Origin of the sequence: Amycolatopsis sp. cg5, from assembly GCF_041346955.1 — a bacterium.
Lineage (GTDB): Bacteria > Actinomycetota > Actinomycetes > Mycobacteriales > Pseudonocardiaceae > Amycolatopsis.
Window position 1 is genome coordinate 4682392 of the sequence record NZ_CP166849.1, and the last position, 21702, is coordinate 4704093.

Sequence of the window (21702 nt, forward strand, 5' to 3'; positions counted from 1 at the left end):
CCTTTTACCGTACCAGCCACCGGTCACAACGTCGGTGAACGTCCTTCGAACGGCGTAGACAACACGACCGTGGTCCGCGTCGACACCTTCGCCGATTCGCGGATCCGCCGCAGCAGATCCTCCAGTGCCAGCGGCGACGCGACCCGCACCAGCAGGATGTAGGACTCGTCCCCTGCGACCGAGTAACACGACTCGATCTCGGTGATGTGCTCGACGCGCTGCGGGTAGTCGTCGGGCGCGCCGGGGTCGTTCGGCGTCAGCGAGATCAGCGCCGTGAGGGGCAGGCCGATCTGCTCACCGTCGAGGCGCGCGGCGTACCCGCGGATCACGCCGCGCTGTTCGAGGCGGCGGACCCGTTGGTGCACGGCCGAAACCGACAGGCCGACGCGCTCGGCGAGGTCGGTGAAACTGCAGCGGCCGTCGGCGGCGAGTTCGCGGGCGATGGCCTGGTCGAGTGGTTCCAGCGGGCCGGTCACGAGCCCAGCACGACGAGCTCGTGGGGACGGTTGTTGAACGACTCGACGCCGGTCTCGGTGACCACGACGATGTCCTCGATCCGGGCGCCCCAGCGGCCGGGCTGGTAGATGCCGGGCTCGACGCTGAACGCCATGCCCGCTTCCAGCGGCAGGTCGTTGCCCGCGATGATGTACGGCTCCTCGTGCACGTCCAGGCCGATGCCGTGGCCGGTGCGGTGGATGAAGTACTCGCCGAAACCGGCTTCCGCGATGACCTCGCGCGCGGCGGCGTCGATTTGCTCGGCGGTCACGCCTGGCCGGACGGCGGCGACCGCGGCGGCCTGGGCGCGCTGCAGGATCGCGTAGGTCGCGGCGACGTCGGCGTCACGCGGCTCGCCGACGGCGTAGGTGCGGGTGGAGTCGGAGTTGTAGCCCTCGGCGATCGGGCCGCCGATGTCGACGACGACCACGTCGCCCTGCTCGATCACCCGGTCGGACACGCTGTGGTGCGGGCTCGCGCCGTTCGGGCCGGAGCCGACGATGACGAACTCGGCCTCGGTGTGGCCCTCTTCGACGATGGCGGCGGCGATGTCCGCGCCGACCTCGGCCTCGGTGCGACCGGCGCGCAGCCACTCGCCGACTCGGGCGTGCACGCGGTCGATGGCGGCGCCCGCCGTGCGCAGTGCCTCGATCTCGGCGGCGTCCTTGCGCATCCGCAGCTCGCGGACGACCGGGCCGGCCAGCACCTGCTCGGCGTCACCGAGCGCGTCGCGCAGCGCGAGCACGTGCAGCGCGGGCGTGAAGTCGCTGACCGCGACACGAGCGGGCTTGCCGAGGCGGCCCGCGACGAGCTTGTACGGGTCGTCGCCGTCGACCCAGGTGAGGATGTCGATGCCGAGCTCTTCGGTCGGCGTGTCCGCGTAACCCGGCGCCTCCAGCTTGGGCACGACCAGCGCGGGCGCGCCGTCGGCGGGCACGACGAGGGTGGTCAGCCGCTCGAAGGAACCGCCACCGGCGCCGATGAGGTAGCGCAGGTCGGAACCGGGCGTGATGAGCAGCGCGTCGGTGCCGGACTTCGCCGCGGCGGCGCGGGCTCGGTCGAGCCTGGCGCGCAGGCCTGCGACGTCGGGTGCTGGCGTATTCGGCGAACGGCGAGACATGGTGGTGAGCCTAGCCGGATCCGCCGATCCGGATCAGCCGGGTCAGCTCGCGATCCGCATGCCCGGCAGGTCGATGGCGGCTTGCCCGCCCAGCTCGTCGCGCAGTGCGCGCAGCGCCGAGTGGGCGCGGGATTTCACCGTTCCGATGGGGATGCCGAGCCGTTCGGCGACGTCGCGGTGGCTGAGGTCGTGCAGGTACATGTGGATCAGGATCTCGCGGCGCATCGGGGTCAGTTTGGCCATCGCGTCGTGCAGCGTCATGGCGGTGACGACGCGGTCCATCTCGCAGTGCGGCGCCGGGATCTGCGGCAGCGCGCCGTCGCCGGTCTCCTGCGGGCGGCGGCCACGTTTGCGGAGCCGGTCGATGGAGACGTTGCGCGCCACGATGATCAGCCACGATCTGCAGGAGGTGAGGCTGTCCGCGGCGAGCGCGGCGACCGATCGGTGCGTGACGGCGACACCCTTCGGTGTGCCGGTCGAACCTGACGTGTACATCACGTAAGCCAGGTGATCGGGATGCGTCGCGACGTCGGGGCCGGTGTCCTTTTCGGACTCGGAGATGTCGGTGAGCACGATTCCGGCACCGCATTCGGCGACGATCGCGTCGGCGCGGGCGGCGGGTGCGCGCAGGTCGAGTGGCACGTAGACCGCGCCCGCCTTGAGCACTCCGAGTATCGAAACGACCAGGTCGATCGAGCGTTCCTGCTTGAGCACCACCCGGTCTTGGGCGCGGACGCCGCGGGCGATCAGGTCGTGGGCGAGGCCGTTGGCGCGACGGTCGAGTTCGGCGTAGGTGAGCGAGGTTCCGCCCAGTACGACGGCGATCTCGTCGGGCGTGCGGGCCGCTTGGGCTTCGAACAGCTCGGGCAGCGACGCCGAGGGAAGGTCCGTGGCGGTGTCGTTCCACTCCTCGATCACCCGACGGCGTTCGGCCGGTGACACCGTCTCGACCTGCGCCAACGCCTGGTCCGGCTGAGCCGCCAGCGACTCCAGGATCCGGACGAGGCGGGTCCCGATCGCGTCGATGCCGTCGAACAGGCCCTCGCGGTAGTCCAACCGCAGGTGCAGGCCGCCGTCTCGCGGCACGGCGGCGAGCATCAGCGGGTAGTGCGTGCCGTCCCGGCCTTGGATTCCGCGCAGTGTCAGGCCGGGCGCGATCTCGGTGAGCCCGGTGTTCGGGTAGCTCTCGAACACGACGAGCGTGTCGAACAGGTCCCGCGCGTCCAGTTCGGACAGTCCAATGTGTTGATACGGAAGCAAGGCCGCCTGCCGGTCTTGCAGCGCGGCGAGCGCGTCACGGACCGAAGTCCCCGGACTGAGGCGGACACGGACGGGCAGGGTGTTGATGAAGGCGCCGACCATGGTCTCGACGCCGGGGACCTCGGCGGGGCGTCCGGCGACGACCGTGCCGAACACGACGTCGTCGCGCCCGGTCAGCTGGCCGAGCAGGATCGCCCAGGCGCACTGGACCAGCGTGTTCGCCGTGATACCCGGTAGCCGGTCCACGCGCGCTTCGAAGGTCCGGCTGCCGGGCGCGCCGCCTGGTCCGATCATCGTGGGCTCAGCACCGTCGAGTTCGGCACGCCAAGCGGCCAGTGCGGCTTCGGAGTCCTGGGCGGCGAGCCAGGCCAGGTAGGTCTTGTACGGCGTGACCGGGGCGAGCCGCTCACCGCGGTAGAGCGCGAACAGGTCGCGCATGAGCAGCGGCATCGACCAGCCGTCCAGCAGGATGTGGTGCTTCGTGAACACCAGCCGGTGCCGCCGATCGTCCACTTTGACCAGCAGGAACCGCAGCAGCGGCGGCTTGGCCGGGTCGAACCGGCGTGCCCGGTCCTCGGCCAGCAGCTCCTCGAAGTCCCGGTCGCCGAGTTCGAGCTCCCCCCACGGCAGCTCGACCGAACGCGGGATCAACTGCACGGACTTGCCGGACTTGGCCTGCCGGAACACGGCACGCAGGTTGGCGTGCCTGGCGAGCACGCCAGCGGCTGCCGCGCGCAACGCGGGCACGTCGATCGGGCCGTCCAGTTCGAACACCGACTGTACGGTGTAGACGTCCACGTCATCGGACATCGCGTGGAACAGCAATCCTTGCTGCAGCGGCGAAAGCGGCAGGACGTCGTCCAGTGTGGACTGACTCATTCCCCGTCCTCCCATGCTTGTTCGAGCTCGTCGATGTCGTCCTGGTCCAAGTCGAGCAGCGCCAGATCCGATGGCGTCCAGCCGCCGTCGCCGCACTCGGCCAGCGCTTCCAGCGCCTCGGCCCAGAGCGCGGCCAGCCGCCGGACGTCCGGCTCGTCGAAGAGGGCGTCCGGCCAGACCAGCGAGGCGCTGAGCCGAGGTCCGCCCGGCTCGTCCCGGGTGATGGCGTTGATCGCCAGCGCGTGCGCGAGTGGCATCCGCGGGTCGACGCCGCCGCCGAGCACCTCGGTCTCCGGTGCCGGTGACCAGTCGCCGTCCTCGCCGCCCGGCGCGAACCGGCCGAGGTAGTTGAAGCCGATCTGCGGTTCGGGCGACTCGGCCAGCTTCCCGCGCAGGTAGCGGAGCACGCCGAAGCCGATGCCGTGCTCCGGAATCGCCCTGAGCTGCTCCTTCACCCGCTTCAACGCCGGACCTGAGTCGGCGTCGCCCACGTCGAGGCGGACCGGGTGCACGCTGGTGAACCAGCCGACCGTGCGCGACAGGTCAGCGCCCGCGACGGCGGTCTCCTGCCTGCCGTGGCCTTCGACGGCGATGGTCACCGCGGATTCGCCGCGCCATGATCGGATCGCGAGGGCGAGTCCGGTGAGCAAGACATCGTTGACACCCGCGTGGAACGCGGCGGGCACCTTGATCAGCAGCGCTTCGGTGACCGAAGTGGACAGTTCGATCTTGGTCGAGCGCGCGGAGGCCGTGACGTCGCGTCGCGGACAGAGCGCGCCGTGCCCGAACAGCCGTTCCGGGTGCGAGAGCGTGCTTTCCCAGAACGGCAGTTCGCTGTCCCTTGTGGACTCGGCGAGGCCGCGTGCCCATGCCCGGAACGAGGTACCGGTCGGCTCCAGGGCCCGCGCCTCCCAGGCCGCGGCGAGGTCCGGGACCAGGATGCGCCAGGAGACCCCGTCGACCACAAGGTGATGCAGCATCAGCAGAACCCGGTCCTGGATCAGGACCACCTGCAGGAGCACGCCATCCGGCGGCGACAGCCGAGCACGTGCCTCTCTGACCGCGGTGTCCACATCGGACGCTTCGTGGACGAGGTCTTCCGCACGGACCGTTCCCGGTTGCCGTGCCTCGAAGACCCAGTCGCGGCTGAGGCGGGCGCGGAGCAGGTCGTGATGGTCGAGCAGTCGTTGGACCGCCGGAACGAGCCGGTCCGGCTCGCATCCGGCGGGCGCGCGGAGCAGCACCGACTGGTGGAAGTCGTCGATAGGCGCGTCCCGTTCGCGCAGCCATTCGATGATCGGGGTCAACGGGATCTCGCCGACCCCGGACACGGGCTCGGCCACCGGCTCGCTGGTTTCGCCCGCGAGGAGCGCGAGTGCGCCCGGGGTCTGCGCGCTGAACACATCGCGGGCGGTGAGTACCAACCCGGAGCTGCGGGCACGGCTGACCAGCTGGATCGACACGATGCTGTCGCCGCCGATGTCGAAGAACCGGTCGTCCACACCGACTTCCGGCACGCTCAGCACCTCGGCGAACAGCGCGCACAGCAGCTTTTCGCGTTCGGTCGACGCTGCGCGGCCGGAGCCGGTGAACTCGGGGTCCGGCAAGGCGCGGCGGTCGAGTTTGCCGCTGGTGGTGACCGGGAACGAGGGCAGCTCGACGATCGCCGACGGGACCATGTGGTCCGGCAGCTTCCGGCTGAGCGCGGCGCGCAGGTCGGTCGACGCGCTGGTCACGACGTAGCCGACAAGCTTGCCGTCGCGCAGAAGCACGGCGGCTTGGCTGACGCCCGGCTGCTCGGCCAGCACCGTTTCGATCTCGCCGAGTTCCACCCGGAAGCCGCGGATCTTGACCTGATCGTCCGCCCGGCCCACGAACCGGAGCCCGGTTTCGGTCCACTGCGCGAGGTCGCCCGTCCGGTACATCCGCGCGCCGGGTTCGAACGGGTTGGCGACGAACCGTTCGGCCGTGAGCCCGCGCCTGCCGAGGTAGCCCCTGGCCAGGCCGACGCCGGAGACGTACAGCTCGCCGACGACACCGTGCGGAACCGGCCGGAGGAAGCCATCGAGCAGGTGCACCTGGTTGTTCCACAGTGGACGGCCGATCGGCGGCGGCTCCCCCGGCGTCAGCGGCGCACTGAAGGTGACCGCGACCGTCGATTCGGTGGGCCCGTACGCGTTGATCATGCGGCGGCCCGGCGCCCAGGCGGCCACCAGCTCGGCCGGGCAAGCCTCGCCACCGACGACCAGCGTGCGCAGGCCTGGCAGTGCGCGGTCCGGCACGGTGGCCAGCGCGGCCGGCGGGATCAGCGCGTGCGTGACCTCGCCGAGCGCGTCCGCGAGGGCGTCGCCGAGCAGCGGTCCCGGCGGTGGCACCACGAGTTCGGCGCCGGCGGGCAGCGCCATGCACAGTTCCAGCACGGACGCGTCGAAGCTGGGTGACGCGAACAGGAGTACCCGGTCGCCGGGGCGCACGTCGAACCGGTCGATCTCGGCCGCCGAGAACGAGGCCAGCCCGCGGTGGGTGACGACAACGCCCTTGGGACGGCCGGTCGAGCCGGAGGTGTAGATGACGTACGCGGGGTGGTCGGGAAGCGTGCGCACGGCCGGGCGGTGGGCGGGCGTACATTCCACTGTGGACGGATCCAAGGATCGGAGTACCAAGGCAGGCGCGGCGTCTTCGAGCATTAACGCGATCCGCTCGGCCGGATAGTCCGGATCGATCGGCAGATACGCGGCGCCCGCTTTGAGCACTGCCAGCTGGGCGATCACGATCTCCGCGGAGCGCGGCAGGATCAGCGCGACCAGACTCTCCGGGCCGATGCCCTGGCCGAGCAGCCACTGCGCCCAGCGGTTCGCTTCACGGTCCAGTTCCGCATAGGACAGGCCACCGACGGCCGGGGCGTCCGGTGTCCGGTCGACCTGACGCTCGATGAGCACCTGTAGCGAGACCGGCTCGATCGTTTTCGTGGTGCTGTCCGGTGTGGACCCACCCAGGTCGATCCGGCTCACGGGCAGTTCGGGTGCGGCCGTCAGCACACGGACGAGCCGGTCGGCGATCCCGTCCACTGTGGACTCGGTCAAGCATTCCGGCTGATAGTCGAGCCGGAGGAGCAGGCCGTTCTCAGTCGGGGCGAGCGCGATCAGCAACGGGTAGTGGGTCGCGTCGCGGCCGGTCAGCGCGAGTTCGCCGGAGGCGGGGTAGTTCTCGTAGACGACCAGCGTGTCGAACAGCTCGCCGATCCCGGCCTGGCGCTGGACGTCGGCGAGGCCCACGTGATGCTGGTCGAGCAGGGCGGACTGGCGATGTTGCAAGTCCGCGCACAGGTCGCGCAACGACTGCACGGGGTCGATTCGGACGCGCACCGGGACGGTGTTGATGAACGAGCCGACCATGGTCTCGACGCCGGGCAGTTCGGCGGGACGCCCGGAGACGACCGCGCCGAACACCACGTCGTCACTGCCCGCGAGCTGGCCGAGGACGATTCCCCACGCGGCTTGCCCGAGCGTGTTGAGCGTGATGCCCGGGATGCGGGTGACCTCCGGCAGCCGGATCTTGAGCTGGGCCGGGAAACCTCCTGGCTTGGCCGTCGGAGCGACGAGGGTGCCCTGGTCCAGTCCGGCGAGTTCGGCGCGCCAGGCGTCGGTCTGGTCCTGAGTGGACAGCCAGGCCAGGTAGTCGCGGTAAGGCGTGACCGGCTCAAGGGACCGACCCGCGTACAGGGCAAGGAGTTCACGCAGGACGAGCGGGACGGACCAGCCGTCGAGCAGGATGTGATGCTTGGTGAACACGAGCCGCTGCCGTCCGCCGGGCAGGCTGACCAGCAGGAACCGCAGCAAGGGCGGCTCGGTGAGGTCGAACCGCCCGGCCCGGTCTTGGGTCAGCAGCCGGTCCCAGACCTCGTCGGTCGCTGCGATCTCGCGCAGCGGTACCGGAACCTCGTGCGGGACGACCTGAACCGAGCGGCCGGACGTGGTCTGCCGGAAGCCGGCACGCAGGTTCGGGTGGCGCCGCAGCAGCGCGGCGATCGCGGTCCGCAACGCCGCGGTGTCGACGGGGCCTTCGAGTTCGACGACCGACTGGACGGTGTAGACGTCGACGTCGTCGGTGAGCGCGTGGAACAGAAGGCCTTCCTGGAGCGGGGCGAGTGGGAGGACCTCCGCCCAGTCGCCGTCGATCGGCTCGGTGACCAGCGATTCGGCCGAAGGCTGCCAGGCGGGGACGGCCTCGGTCGCGAGTTCGGCGAGCGCGGCCGGGCTCTGCGCCTGGAAGACGTGCTTGGCGGTGAACACCAGCCCGGCCCGGCGCGCGCGGCCGACCAGCTGGATCGACACGATGCTGTCGCCGCCGATGTCGAAGAACCGGTCGTCCACGCCGACTTCGGCGAGCCCCAGCACCTCAGCGAACAACGCGCACAGCTGAGCCTCGCGCGCGGTCCGAGGCGCCAGCCGGGTGCTGGCGTAAGCCGGGTCCGGTAGCGCGGCGCGATCGAGCTTTCCGTTGGGGGTCAACGGGAACTCGGGCAGGACGACGACTACGGTCGGCACCATGTGGTCCGGCAGCGTCCGCCCGGCGAATTCGCGCAGCTCAGCGGGGTCGGCCGGGCCCGTGACGTAGCCGAGCAGGCGGCCGTCACGGACCAGCGCGGCGGCCGCGATGACCGACTCGTGCCTGGCCAGTACCGCTTCGACCTCACCGAGTTCGACGCGGAAGCCACGGATCTTGACCTGATCGTCGGCCCGGCCGACGAAGACGAGCCGTCCGTCGGCGGTCCATTTGGCCAGGTCACCGGTGCGGTAGAGACGGCCTTCGCCGAACGGGTTCGCCACGAATCGCTGCGCGGTCAGCGCGGGCCGGTTCAGGTAGCCGCGAGCCAAACCCGCGCCCGCCACGTACAACTCGCCCGTGACACCCGCCGGGACCGGGCGTAACAGGGCATCCAGGACGTACGCGCGGGTGTTCCACAGTGGACGTCCGATCGTGATCGGCTCGCCGGGCGTCAACGGCTCGGACATCGAGACGCAGACCGTCGATTCGGTCGGTCCGTACGCGTTGATCATGCGACGGCCGACGGCGTGCTCGGCCGCCAGCTCGGGCGGGCAGGCCTCACCTGCGACGATCAGCGTCACGCCGGGCGGAAGCTCCGACACCGCGAGGACGGCCGGAGTCAGTGTCACCTGCGTGATCCGATGCCGGGTGAGCACACCGGTCAGGTCGGCGCGGTCGTCAGGGGCGATGACCAACGTGGCGCCGGTCAGCAAACCCAGGCAGGCTTCGGAAAACGCGGCGTCGAAGTTCAGCGAGGCGAACTGCAGCACCCGGCTTCCGGCGCTGACACCGAACCGTTCGGCCTGGGCGCCGACCAGGCTCGCCACGCCCGCGTGTGACACCACGACGCCCTTGGGCAGGCCGGTCGAGCCGGAGGTGTAGATGACGTAGGCGGGGTGTTCGGGTCGCAGCGGCGCGAGGCGGTCCGCGTCGGTGAGGTCCCAGTCGGGCAGGTCTTCGAGATCGCCGATGCTGGTCAGGACCACCGCCGGGTTCGCGTCGGCGAGCATGTGGTCGATGCGCTCGGCCGGATAGTCCAGGTCGAGCGGAAGGTAGGCGGCACCGGCTTTGAGGACGGCGAGCATGGCCACGAAGGTGTCGACGGACCGGGGCAACGCCGGCGCGACGAGCCGTTCAGGACCGGCTCCCTGAGCGACCAGTCGCCGCGCCAGGCGGTTCGCGCGGGCGTTCAATTCCACATAGGACAGTCGGGTGGCATCGGAATCCAGTGCGATGGCACCCGGCGTGACCTGGGCTTCGAACAGCTCCGGGACCGTGCTGGCCCAGACCGGCCGGTCGGTGTCGTTCCACTCGACAAGGATGCGGTGGCGTTCGGCGGGGTCGAGCACGTCGAGTCCGCTGAGCGGCGTGTCCGGGTTCGCGATCACCTGGGCCAGCAGGGCGGTGAACCTCGCGGAGATGCTCTCGGCGGTCGCGCGGTCGAACACATCGGCTGCGTAGTGCAGCATCCCCCGGCCGTTCTCCCGCAGCACGAAGGAAAGGTCGAACTTCGCCGCGTCGGCGGTCACCGGGTAGCGGGACGCGGTGAGACCGGGCAGGTCGGGCAGCGCCTCGCCGGTGTTCTCGTAGGCGAGCATGACCTGGAACAACGGGTTCCTGGCCAGGGAACGGGCCGGATTGAGCGCTTCGACGAGCCGTTCGAACGGCAGATCCTGATGTGCGTAAGCGGCGAGGTCAGTGGCACGGACCCTGGCGAGCAGCTCGCGGAAGGCGGGGTCGCCCGAGGTGTCCGTGCGCAGGACGAGCGTGTTGACGAAGAAGCCGACCAGGTCGTCGAACTCGCCGTCGGACCGGCCGGCGACCACACTGCCGATCGGCAGGTCCGTGCCCGCGCCGAGCGAGGTCAGGAGCGTCGCGAGCACGGCGTGCAGCACCATGAACGGGGTCGCCTGGCACTCGCGGGCCAGCTTGGCGACCGGCTCCGGGTCGAAGTCCAGCGGGACGCTTCCGCCGCGGTGTGACGCGACCGCGGGCCACGGCCGGTCGGCCGGAAGGTCCAGTTCCGCCGGTGCGCCTTCGAGCGCGGCCCGCCAGAAGGTCAGGTCTTCGGGGACTTCCCGCTGCCACAACGTGTAGTCCGCGTACTGAAGGGGCAGCTCTGTCCACTGAGGAGCTTCGCCGGCCAGGCGGGCGGTGTACGCGGTGGACAAGTCGGCGGCCAGCGGCGTGAGCGACCAGCCGTCTGCGGCGATGTGGTGCAGCACCAGGAGGAGCACGTGGTCGTCGGTGCCCAGCCGTCGCAGGACCGCGCGGATCGGGAGGTCCGAGGTCAGGTCGAAGCCCGCGCGTGCGGCGGATTCGAGGTCGTCGGTGTCGGTCAGCTCGAGGCGGGCGTGCCTGATCAGCTGCCGCGGCGAGCCGTCGACGTCGGGGAAGACCGTGCGGAGGCTTTCGTGCCTGGTCACGACATCGGTGAGGGCGGCTTCGAGTGCGGGCCGATCGAGCACGCCGGTGAGCCGGACGGCGAAGGGCAGGTTGTAGGTCGCGTCCTCGCCTTCGAGCCGGTTGAGGAACCACAGCCGTGACTGGGCCGAGGACAGCGGCAGCTCAGCGGGCCTGCGGCCTGCGCGTGGCCTCGCGGCCGCCGGTGTAGACCGCTCGACCAGCCGGGCGACCGTGGGCGCCTCGAAGACGTCACGCATGGTCAGCGCGATGTCCAGGCTCGATCGGGCGCGGCTCGCCACGCGGGTGGCGAGCAGGGAATGACCGCCCAGATCGAAAAAGTTGTCGTCGATGCTGACCACGGGTACGCCGAGCACCTCGGCGAACAGTCCACAAAGGATCTCTTCGCGGGGATTGCGCGGTGCGCGGCCGTCGGATCCGAGGTAGTCGGGCGCGGGCAGCGCTCGGCGGTCGACCTTGCGGTTCGGGGTGAGCGGGAACCGGTCGAGCACGACGATCGCGGCGGGCACCATGTGCTCCGGCAACGTCTCCGCCGCGAAGCGCCGCAGTTCGGCCGGGTCGAGGTGCTCCCCCACCACATACGCGACCAGGCGCCGGTCACCGGGGCGGTCTTCCCTGACCACGACCACGGCCTGCGTGACCTGGGTGGCGAGTACGTTCTCGATCTCGGCTGGCTCTATCCGGAACCCGCGGATCTTGACCTGGTCGTCCGAGCGGCCGACGAACGCCAGGGTCCCGTCGCCGTCCCAGCGCACGACATCGCCGGTCCGGTACATCCGCGATCCCGGCGGCCCGAACGGGTTGGCGACGAATCGCGTCGAGGTGAGCCCGGCGCGGTTCACGTATCCCCTGGCCAGGCCGATGCCCGCGAGGTACAGCTCGCCCGGCGTCCCGGCCGGGACCGGGCGCAGGCTCGGGTCGAGCACGAACACGCGGGTGCCGGGGATCGGCGTGCCGATGGACGGCTGGTCGCCGTCGCGCAGCGGCTGGCTCATGCTGGTCGACACCGTCGACTCGGTCGGCCCGTACGCGTTGATCAAGCGCCTGCCGGGCGCCCATTTCGCGACCAACTCGGCCGAGCAGGCCTCGCCGGCGACCACGACCGTGCCGCCGCGCAGCACCTCGGCTTCGTCGAGCGTGGCGAGCACCGTCGGTGACAACGCCACGTGCGTGATGGCGTACCTGGTGAGCGTCTCCGCGAGACCGTCCTCAGTGGACACCACCACCAGCGTCGCACCGGAGAGCAGGCCGCGCGTCACGTCGGCGAACGCGGCGTCGAAGCTCAGCGACGCGAACTGCAGCACCCGGCTGCCTGGGCCGACCCGGAACCGCTCCCGCTGGGCGGCGAGCAGGCTCGCGACGCCGGCGTGGGTGACCACGACGCCCTTGGGGCGGCCGGTCGAGCCGGAGGTGTAGATGACGTTGACCGGGTGCTCGGGCCGAATCTCGACGACCGGGTTCGTAGCCGGGTAGCCGTCGAGGGCTTCGACGGAATCGAGCACGACGGCGGGCCGCGCGTCTTCGAGCATGAAGGTGATGCGCTCGGCCGGGTAGGCCGGATCGACCGGCAGGTACGCGGCCCCGGATTTGGCGACCGCGAGCACGGCGATGAACGCCTCGGCCGAGCGCGGCAGCATCAGCGCGACCAGCTGTTCCGGACCGGCTCCTTGGCTGATCAGCTTGTGCGCCAGGCGGTTCGCTTCGGCGTTCAGGTCCCGATAGGACAGTTCGCGGGCTTCGCTGACGAGTGCGATCGCGTCCGGGGTGCGAGCGACCTGGGCCTCGAACAACGCGGGCAACGTCTCGGCAGTCGCCCCGGGCAGGAACTTGGCCCGTTCCGCGGGGTGTTGGAGGTCGAGCCTGGCCAGCGGGCGATCGGGGTCGCCCGAGGTCAGGTCGTCGAGCAGGCGCAGGAAACGGGCCAGGTGGGTCTGCGGGTCCTGGTGGAGCGCGGGGTTGGCGTCGAGGGTGATGGTGATGTGGTCGTCGCCGGGGTGGTCCTCGAACGAGAGCGAGAGGTCGCGGACCGGGCCGTGCGAGATGTTGTGGACGGTCGCCCGGTGCTCGCCGAAGGTCAGGCCGAAGTCGTACGGGATGATGTTGACCGCGAGGCCGAACGCGTCCGCGCGCACCTCTTCGAACCGGGCACGCTGATGCCGGATCGCCGCCTTGACCTCGGTCGCGACCGCGCCGGCCAGCGTGCGCACGGTCGTGTCCGGCCTGGCTTCGAGGAACAGGTGCGCGACCGTCGCCATCGTTCCCGGGATCGCGCGTGCCGTCCGGCCCACCCGCGCGGCCACCGGCAGGCCGAGCACGACGTCCGGCGCCCCGGTCAGGTGGGTTTCGTAGGCGGCGGCAGCGGCGATGAAGACGTGATGCCAGCTGGCCAGTACCTCGCCTGCCAGCGCCTGGAGGCCCTTCTTCGGGAATGTGGCTGTCTGGCGGATGCCTCTGACCAGCGGCGCCGTCTCTTTGGCTGGCAACGACATCGTCTCGCGGGCCGTGGCTATCCGGTCCGCCCAGAACTTCCGGTCGGCCTCGAACGCGGGCGACTCGCGGTAGCGGCGGTCCTCGTCGAGGTAGGCGTCGAGATCCCCGGCCGGGTCGGTGCCCGAGGTGTAGTTCTCCGCGACCGAGCGCAGGAAAAGGGCGAATGTGTACGCATCGACGGAAATGTGGTGCGCGCGGAAATAAAGGAAGAATCGGCCGTCGGCGAGTTTGAGTATCGCGGCCGAGAAAATGCGGTCCTCGCGCAGGTCGACCGGTGTGCCGAAATCGGCTTCCATCCAGGCTCGCGCGGCCGATTCGGTGCTCATCTCGACCAGCGGGAGCGGCCAGTCCTGCCGCCGGATCTCCTGCCGGACACCGTCGGCAGTGTCGAAGAAGCGCAGGTGGAAGACGTCCCAGCGGTCGACGACCGCGCGGACGGCCGCTTCAAGTTTTGCCGGGTCGATGGCGCCGTCGAACTCCAGGTGATAGCCGACCGAGAACTCCGTACCGAGTTCGGCGGAATACCAAATAGCGGACTGGGCGGCCGAAAGAGGCCGTGAAGTACCGCGAGAACCAACCACTGTCAACACTCTTCCCGAAGTTTTCGTCTTACCTGGAGCCGGACCGCGCCAATTCCTGCCTGTCGACCTTTCCGTTGGCCGTTCGCGGGAAGTTCTCGAGCGTCACGAAGCGCACCGGCACCATGTACCGGGGCAGCAGTTCGAGACAGTGCCTGCGCACCGCCTGATCATCCACAGTGGAGCCGGTGAGGTAGGCCTCGATCAGCGTGCCCGCCTCGTCGTCCGGCACCGCGACGCACACGGCCTCCGTCACGCCGTCCAGCCGCAGCAGCGCCGCTTCGACCTCGCCCAGTTCGACCCGATAGCCCCTGGTCTTCACCAGATGGTCGCGACGGCCACCGAAGACGAACTCGCCTCGGTCGTTCTCGCGGACCAGGTCACCGGTCCGGTAGGCGCGGACCCCGTCGATCTCCGCGAATCGCTCGGCCGTCTTCGCCGGGTCACCCCAGTAACCGGCCATCACCGAGTCACCGCCGATCCACAGTTCACCGTCTTCGACGAACGCGCGGGCGTACGGACAAGGCTTGCCGATCGGCGGCGGGACGGTGCGGTCATCGGCGAGGTCGTGCTCGGTGACCCAGTGATAGGTGCACACATTCGTCTCGGTCGGGCCGTACAGGTTGCACAACCCGGCCGCGGGGACGGCGTTACGCAAGGACCGCAGGTGCTTGAGCGGGAACACCTCGCCCGCGAAGAGCACCGTCCGCAGCTTGGACTCGCCGAGCAGCGTGTTGTTCTTGGCTTCCAGCATCTTGACCAGCGCACCCGGCACCGAGTACCAGACGGTGATCCCGGCTTCGTGCACCAGCTTGGTGAGCGCGGTGCCGAGTGCCTTGTGGCGTTCGGGGACCAGCACCAACGCGGCGCCCGCCTTCGCGGCGGCGAACACGTCCAAGATGGACAGATCGAAGTGGAGTGGCGCGTGGCCGGACAGCCGGTCTTGGCCGGTGATGGCGAACTCGGCGACGGCCCAGTCCACAAAGGAGGTCGCGTTGCGGTGGGTGAGCATGACGCCCTTGGGCACACCCGTCGAGCCAGAGGTGTAAAGCACGTAGGCGAGCTGGTCCTCGTCCACTTCGGACGGTTCGAAGTCACCCCCGTCCGCCCAGTGCTCGCCTGTCTCCAGCACGAACGGTGGATCGTCGAGCAGCGCGGCATGCTCCGGGCCGGCGACAAGGGCGGCGACCGCACAGTCCCGCAGGATGGTTTCGGCCCGTTTCACCGGCATGGCCGGATCGATCGGCACGTACGCCGCGCCGCATTTGAGCACCGCGTGCACCGCGACGATCGCTTCGATCGTCTTCGGCAGCCACAGCGCGACGCGGTCACCGGCACGGACACCGCCGGCGGCGAGTGCGGCGGCGACAGCGGTGCTCCGCTCGTCGAGTTCGCGGTAGGTGATCGACTGGTCGGCGTAGCGCACGGCGACGGCGTCACCATCGCGTACGGCGCTTTCGCGCAGGTAGTGGGTGAGTGTCATCAGCTCGCCAGCCCGTTCGCGTGCAGGCCGAGTTTGGCCGCCAGCACGTGCCGCAAGACATCGGATGTCCCCGACGAGACACGAGTGCCGAGCATGTCCCGCAGGTGCCGTTCGAGGCCCGCGCCGGTCGTGTAGCCGTAGCCGCCGAACACACCCATGGCGTCCAGCGCGGTGCGTACCGCGGCCTCGCTTGTCTGCAGCTGCGCGATTTCCGGCAGGTCAGAGGGTGTTCCGGCGAGCAGATCGGACGCGGCCTGGTAGGTGAGCAGGCGCGCGGACGCCAGCCGGACCCGCATCTCGACGATCGTGTTCGCCACCGACTGGAATCGGCCGATCGGCTGCCCGAACTGCTTGCGGGTGACCGCATGCGCGACGCAGTCGTCGATCTGCCTGGCCATCGCACCGAGCAAGGGCGCGAGGATCAACGCCCGTTCCCACGCCATCGTGGTCGCGAATACCTTGCCGCCCTGTTTCGGCCTGCCGAGAACCGCGCTTTCCTCGATCCGGCAATTTTCCAGTCTCAATTCACCCCAAGGAACGGTGCGCAGACCGGTCTTCTCGTAGTGGGTTTCGACGGTCAGGCCTGGTTGATCGGCGTCGACCAGGAACGCGGTGACTCCCGTGAAACCGAGCTTGGGATTCACTGTCGCGTAAATCACGAAAAGCCCGGCGACGGGTGCGTTGGTGATGAACCGCTTCCGTCCATTGAGGACGTAATGCCCGTTTTCGACGGTTGCCGTCGTGCCGAGCGAGAGCGAGTCCGAACCCGATCCTTCCTCGGTGATCGCGTGCGCGCCGATCACAGTTCCGGAACAGAGTTTCGGTAGGTATTTCCGTTTTTGCTCAGCCGTGCCGTAGCGAAGTATCGGCAGCTGTGTCGCCCAGATATGCGCGCCCGCGGCGATCAGCAGACCATTGTCCAGGCAGCCTCTGCCGAGCCCTTCCAGCGCGTATGCGCAGGTCACCGGGTCGAGCCCGAGGCCGCCGTACTCCACCGGCACCGGCAGGCCGAAGACACCTTCGGCCGCGCACCGTGCCCAGTCTGACGTGGAAAAACGCTGCTCACGGTCCCGCGCGTCGAGATCGTCGCCCAATTCTTCGCCGAGCACGGCGAACCGCTCGTGCAGAGCGACTTGCGTTTCGCTCCAAGTGAGATCCACGACTCAATCCACCAGCACACCATGGACGAGCACGAGCACACTGCCGACCGTTTCCAGATCGGCGTCCAGCACGTCCTCTTCGTCGATTTCGACGCCGAATTCCCGCTCCAGCGCCGCGATGAGGTGCACGAGTTTCATCGAATCAAGCTGGATCAGCGGTGAATACAGCGAATTGCCGTCCGCCAGTTGTTCCGGCCCGCCGAGGTCGAGCACCTCGGTCATGACCTTCTTGATTCGGACATCGATGTCAGCGGTACTGACGTCGGCCATCGGTTAAGCATCCCCTTGAATTCGCTGCGGTGACTCCCCTCGTCATCCTGCACCGCGAGCCGAACAAAAGGAAAGAACCTTACCGAAAACAAAGCCGTGAACTCCCGGCGTCCACCCGCCGACGCGATGGCGTGCGCCAAGGAGATTCAACATGAACCCGAGGTAATCATCGGATCATTATCCCAGCGCTGAGGCCACGATCATGAACACACCGATGAACCACTGCCGGATCAGCAGCCGCACCGTCGGCCGCTCCCCAGTGTCACACCGGATCACACACAACCCGGTGAGCAGCTTGCCGACCGTCGCCCCGCACGCGCGCTGCAGGAACACCCGATCCGCGAACGAAAACCCGACAAAAGCCAGGAACAGCACCAAAATCAGCATGCCACCCGACATGCCTTTGGCGAAGGCCGCCGCACCTACCGCGGCCGCCCCGGCAACATGGGCGAGCATGTCGATCGGGAACGCCAGCCACTGCCGGAACCGGCGCGGCGACGGATACCGCGGATCCCGCTTGTACCCACGCGGAAGTGAACCCAGCCCCGCCTGGTCGACCGACGGCAACCGCCGGACATCGCGGCGCCGCACGACCAGCAGCTCCTTGGATTCGACAGCGGAACGCTCCGAAGAGGACACACTCATCCGCCCATGATGCCCGGCGGGTGTCGCTTAGGTCGGTTGAACGTTGCGAACGGGGCGTTCGCAACGCTGAGCGACACAGAAGTCTCGTTTGTTCCGTGCACACCCGCCCATAAAGCACGCAAATGAGATATCGAAGGCATAATTCAGCGATTTGGGTCCTGTGTGGACGTTGGCTGGGTTTGCGTTCGGTGGCCCAGCCTTCGCGAAACCCGAGTTTGGGCCATTGGATGGCCCAAACTCGGGTTTCGCGTGCTCACCTGCATGAACGGGGCTTGCAATGTAGTACTGGCAGCTAGAAGCGGCCGAAGACCCAGGTGCCAGGTGCGTTGGGGTCGTCGCCCGCCCAGAACTCGGTCCAGTGCTCGACGAACTCCTTGCGCGACACGTGCCCGTCGCCGTCGAGGTCGAGCAGGCCGAAGATCTCGTCGGTGTCGGTGGTCGTCCCGTTCCACGCCTCGATGAGCTGGCGGTACTCGCCGCGGGAGATCTCGCCGTCGGCGTTCTCGTCGATCGCGTCGAACATGGCCTCGGCCGTGCCGGTCACCGCGTCGAGCATGCCGCCGAGCTGGTCGACGACCATGAGCACCTCGTCGAGGGTGACCTTGTCGTCGCGGTCGGCCGCGGCTAGCAGGGTCGACCACCAGCCCATCATGATCGCGCGCAGCCCCGCGCCCTCCGGCGAGTCGGCCGTCACGCCGCGCAGCGTGACCCACCGGCCGGTCAGTGCCTCGAAGTCGGTCTCGTCGAGGTACGAGTCCCCGTCGTCGTCCATCGCGGTGAACACGTTGGCGATCTTGCGGCGCTGGAACTCAGTTGCCACGGTCTCTCCCCTTCCACCATCGACGCCGGCGCGGCGTCTCCTGCCGGGGAGTCGCGGCAGACCGGACGGGGGTTACGGATCGCCACTGATCGGTTACCGCATCGACATCGACCGGGCCCAGCGGGACGTGCGGCGGGGTCGGCGTCCGGAGCCACTCGGCGATCCGGCGGTTGAGCTGTTTGACGTGCGCGCGGACGTCCTCCTCGCGGCCGAACTCGCGGACGGTCTCGGGGAGGCGGTCGATCTCCTTGCGCAGCTGAAGCGACTCGGGCAGCAATGCTTCGGCCGTGAGGCCTTCGCGGCGGAGGTAGCCCTTGATCCACCACTGGTCGTCGTGCGGCTTGTCCAGGCCGGGAAGCGGCTTGCCGGCGCCGGGGAGGTCGTCGAACTCGCCACGCTCGATGGCCTCGCGGATCTGCTTGTCGATGAACGACTCGAAGCTCATCCCTGACGGCTTGCGCTCGGTCATTTTCCCAGTTTAGAGATTTTCGGGATCGGTCAGTCCTCTTCGGCTTCGAGGCAGTCTCGGTCTGCCCATTCGAGCAGTGTTTCGAGCGAGAACACAGCCTCGTCGATGCCCGCGTGCAGGTCACCGAGCTTCGCGAACCGCGCGGGCACGGTCGCGATCGTGCAGTCGCCAGGCTCGACGTCGTCGATCTCGTCCCAGCGGACGGGCGTCGAGACCAGCGCCTCAGGCACGCCGCGAACCGAGTAGGCGCTCGCGATCGTGTGATCGCGGGCGTTCTGGTTGTAGTCGACGAAGACCTTCGACGGGTCGCGGTCCTTGCGCCACCACGCGGTGGTGACGTCGTCGGGCGCACGCCGTTCGACCTCTTTGGCGAACGCGAGCGCGGCGCGGCGGACGTCGCTGAAGCCCCAGCGAGGCTCGATGCGGACGTAGATGTGCAGACCACTGCCGCCGGAGGTCTTGGGCCAGCCGACCGCGCCGAGTTCGTCGAGGACCTCGTGCGCGACGTGGGCGACGCGGCGGACGGCGGCGAAATCGCAGTCCGGCATCGGGTCGAGGTCGATGCGCCACTCGTCGGGTTTCTCGGTGTCGGCGCGGCGGGAGTTCCACGGGTGGAACTCCACTGTGGACATCTGGACCGCCCAGATGACGCTGGCGGGCTCGGTCACGCACAGCTCGTAGGCGTGGCGCTTGTACCGGGGGAAGTCGACGCGCACGGTCTCCAGCCACGGCGGCGCGCCGTTCGGGACCCGCTTCTGGTGGACCTTCTCCCCCGCCACCCCCGAGGGGAACCGGTGCAGCATGCAGGGCCGCTCGGCCAGCGCGCGCACGATGCCGTCGCTGACCGCGAGGTAGTACTGGGCGAGGTCCAGCTTGGTCTCGCCGCGCGCCGGGAAGTACACCCGGTCCGGGTTCGAGATCCGCACCGTCCGATGCCCGACCTCGAGCTCCACCGCGGAATCCTTGGCCATGGGCTCAACGTACCGCGCCAGAGGCTGACCTGCATCGATCCCGGCGAGCGGGCATGGTGCGAAAGAAGCCATCCGTGGGACATTTGCGGAAAGGACGTAACGGACACGCGCCGTGTCGCGACCAGCCCGTATAGCGAACTTGCCATGGGCGGGAGATGACCGGTGAAACTCCGAAGACACCTGGCCGCGACGGCGGTACTGCTGCTGGCCATCGCCGTTTCGGCGCCCGGGACCGCGGCGGCGTGCGACGAGCGGCCCGGCACGATCGTCCCGCTCTACAGCTACCCGACCGAGAGCACCTGGACGACGCTGATCGAGTCCAAGAAGCGGTATCCGAGTGTTCCGGTCATCGCGATCGTGAACCCGGCGAGCGGACCCGGCGTCGCGCCCGACCCGGAGTACCTGACCGGCATCAGCAGGCTGCGCGAGGCGGGCGTCATCCCGATCGGCTACGTCACGACGTCGTACGCGACGCGGACGCCGGAGGCCGTGCGCGCCGAGATCGATCTCTACAAGATCTGGTACCCGAAGCTGCAGGGCATGTTCCTCGACGAGATGTCCAATGTGGAGGGAATGGAAGGCTACTACCGCGACCTTTCGCAGTATTCGAAGAAGGTCGGGTTCAAGCGAACTGTCGCCAATCCCGGAACGTCGACGCTGCGCAGCTTCGTCGGCACGGTCGACACGCTGATCGTCTACGAGAACTCCGGCCTGCCCGCCTCGTGCTCGACGGCGAGCTGGCAACGGCAGCACGACAAGGGCAACTTCGCGATACTGGGCTACAACATCGCCGACCTCAAAGAGTCCACAGTGGACTCGTGCACGTCGAAGGTCGGCTGGGTGTACTTCACCCACGGTGGCATGCCGAACCCGTGGGACGGCCTGCCACCCTATCTGAACAAGCTACTTTGCTATCTCAAGTAGCCCGGCGAGCAGCCTGTCCACATCGGATTCGTCCGTGTACGGCGCGATTCCGGCACGCACGGCGCCCTCGTCGAGCCCGAGCCTGCGGGCAGGCTCGAACGCGTAGAACGTGCCCGCAGGCGCGTTGACGCCGCGGGTCGCGAGGTGCTCGTAGATCGCCTTGGGCTTGACGCCGTCGAGGGTGAACAAGGCCGTCGGCGTGCGGCGTTCCGGCGAGCCGTACCTGCGTGCGCCGAGCTCGTCGAGACCGGTTTCGAGGCGGTTGAGCAGCGCTGCTTCGTGCTCTTCCAGCTCCCGCATGGATGCGGCCAGCCGCTCCCGGCGCGTGCCCGTGCCGGGGACCAGCCCGGCGAGGAAGTCGATGGCGGCGGTCGTGCCCGCGAGCAGCTCGTACGGCAGCGTGCCGAGCTCGAACCGCTCCGGCACGACGTTCACCGACGGCTCGAGCTTGTCGGGATGGACGGTTTCGAGCAGCGCCGGGCTCGCGACGACCAGGCCGAGGTGCGGGCCGAGGAACTTGTACGGCGAGCAGGCATAGAAATCGGCGCCGAGTGCCTGCACGTCGACCGGGCTGTGCGGGGTCAGGTGCACGCCGTCGACGTAGAGCAGCGCGCCCGCCGCGTGCGCCTCGGCGGCGATCGCGGGGATGTCGGGCCTGGTGCCGAGCAGGTTGGACGCCCCGGTCACCGCGACCAGCCTGGTCCGCTCGCCCAGCGGCAGCTTGCCGAGCTCACCGGTTTCGCGGTCGAACTCGATCCAGCGCACGGTGACCCCACGCGCCTCGGCTGCCTGCACCCACGGGCGGATGTTGGCGTCGTGGTCGAGCCTGCTGACCACGATCTCGTCGCCCTCGCGCCAGTTCTTGGCCAGCGCCCGCGACAGGTCATAGGTCACCTGCGTCATACTGCGGCCGAAGACGACACCGTCGGCCGTGGCGCCGAGCAGGTCCGCGACCGCCTGCCTGGCCTCGGCGACGATCGCGTCGGCCCGGCGCTCGGCCGCCGTCACCCGGCCGCGGTTGGACACGCCCGAGGTCAGCGTCTCGGCGATCGCGACGGCCACCGCGGACGGGGTCTGGGTGCCGCCGGGTCCGTCGAAGAAGGCCGTTCCGTCAGCCAGCGCGGGAAAATGCTTGCGTACCGAGGTCACGTCATAGGCCACGGTTT

At 69.1% G+C, this 21702-nt stretch carries 13 protein-coding genes; 1 reads left to right on the forward strand and 12 read right to left on the reverse strand.

Annotated elements, in window-relative coordinates; genetic code table 11:
* Window positions 1-23 precede the first annotated feature (23 nt).
* From AB5J62_RS21055 to ligD, 11 genes are all read right to left on the reverse strand, one after another.
* Window positions 24-476, reverse strand: coding sequence for an Lrp/AsnC family transcriptional regulator (locus AB5J62_RS21055; RefSeq protein ID WP_370950008.1), 453 nt, complete (start codon window positions 474-476; stop codon window positions 24-26).
* A complete protein-coding gene (locus AB5J62_RS21060) occupies window positions 473-1615 on the reverse strand; it encodes a M24 family metallopeptidase (protein WP_370950009.1) in 1143 nt (380 codons plus the stop codon). Before AB5J62_RS21060 ends, AB5J62_RS21055 begins: the two co-directional genes overlap by 4 nt.
* Window positions 1616-1657: 42 nt before the next feature.
* Window positions 1658-3754 carry a sigma-70 family RNA polymerase sigma factor gene (locus tag AB5J62_RS21065; RefSeq protein ID WP_370950010.1) on the reverse strand — a complete coding sequence of 699 codons (2097 nt, stop codon included), beginning with the start codon at window positions 3752-3754 and terminating at the stop codon, window positions 1658-1660.
* Window positions 3751-13797: an amino acid adenylation domain-containing protein gene (locus AB5J62_RS21070; RefSeq protein ID WP_370950011.1), complete on the reverse strand. Its 10047-nt coding sequence runs from the start codon at window positions 13795-13797 to the stop codon at window positions 3751-3753. Before AB5J62_RS21070 ends, AB5J62_RS21065 begins: the two co-directional genes overlap by 4 nt.
* Before the next feature lie 28 nt (window positions 13798-13825).
* Complete coding sequence (locus AB5J62_RS21075) at window positions 13826-15277, reverse strand: amino acid adenylation domain-containing protein (RefSeq protein WP_370950012.1); 1452 nt, start codon at window positions 15275-15277, stop codon at window positions 13826-13828.
* Window positions 15277-16437 carry an acyl-CoA dehydrogenase family protein gene (locus AB5J62_RS21080; protein WP_370950013.1) on the reverse strand — a complete coding sequence of 387 codons (1161 nt, stop codon included), beginning with the start codon at window positions 16435-16437 and terminating at the stop codon, window positions 15277-15279. The genes AB5J62_RS21075 and AB5J62_RS21080 overlap by 1 nt, the downstream gene beginning before the upstream one ends.
* A gap of 3 nt (window positions 16438-16440) precedes the next feature.
* A complete protein-coding gene (locus AB5J62_RS21085) occupies window positions 16441-16707 on the reverse strand; it encodes an acyl carrier protein (RefSeq protein ID WP_370950014.1) in 267 nt (88 codons plus the stop codon).
* 177 nt (window positions 16708-16884) lie between these two features.
* Entirely contained in the window at window positions 16885-17352 is a 468-nt protein-coding gene (locus tag AB5J62_RS21090; RefSeq protein WP_370950015.1) for an RDD family protein, read from the reverse strand.
* 292 nt (window positions 17353-17644) lie between these two features.
* A complete protein-coding gene (locus tag AB5J62_RS21095) occupies window positions 17645-18172 on the reverse strand; it encodes an EF-hand domain-containing protein (protein WP_370950016.1) in 528 nt (175 codons plus the stop codon).
* Window positions 18162-18641: a DUF1992 domain-containing protein gene (locus AB5J62_RS21100; RefSeq protein ID WP_370950017.1), complete on the reverse strand. Its 480-nt coding sequence runs from the start codon at window positions 18639-18641 to the stop codon at window positions 18162-18164. Before AB5J62_RS21100 ends, AB5J62_RS21095 begins: the two co-directional genes overlap by 11 nt.
* 29 nt (window positions 18642-18670) lie before the next feature.
* A complete protein-coding gene (gene ligD / locus AB5J62_RS21105) occupies window positions 18671-19612 on the reverse strand; it encodes a non-homologous end-joining DNA ligase (protein ID WP_370950018.1) in 942 nt (313 codons plus the stop codon).
* 162 nt (window positions 19613-19774) lie between these two features.
* Here ligD and AB5J62_RS21110 point away from each other — a divergent pair, with 162 nt between their 5' ends.
* Window positions 19775-20536 carry a spherulation-specific family 4 protein gene (locus AB5J62_RS21110; RefSeq protein WP_370950019.1) on the forward strand — a complete coding sequence of 254 codons (762 nt, stop codon included), beginning with the start codon at window positions 19775-19777 and terminating at the stop codon, window positions 20534-20536.
* On the opposite strand, the gene AB5J62_RS21115 is transcribed toward AB5J62_RS21110, so the two are convergent.
* The gene (locus AB5J62_RS21115) at window positions 20516-21697 is read right to left on the reverse strand and encodes a cysteine desulfurase-like protein (RefSeq protein ID WP_370950020.1); all 1182 of its coding nucleotides are present in this window, start codon (window positions 21695-21697) and stop codon (window positions 20516-20518) included. The two genes, AB5J62_RS21110 and AB5J62_RS21115, sit on opposite strands and share 21 nt — an antisense overlap.
* Window positions 21698-21702 lie beyond the last annotated feature (5 nt).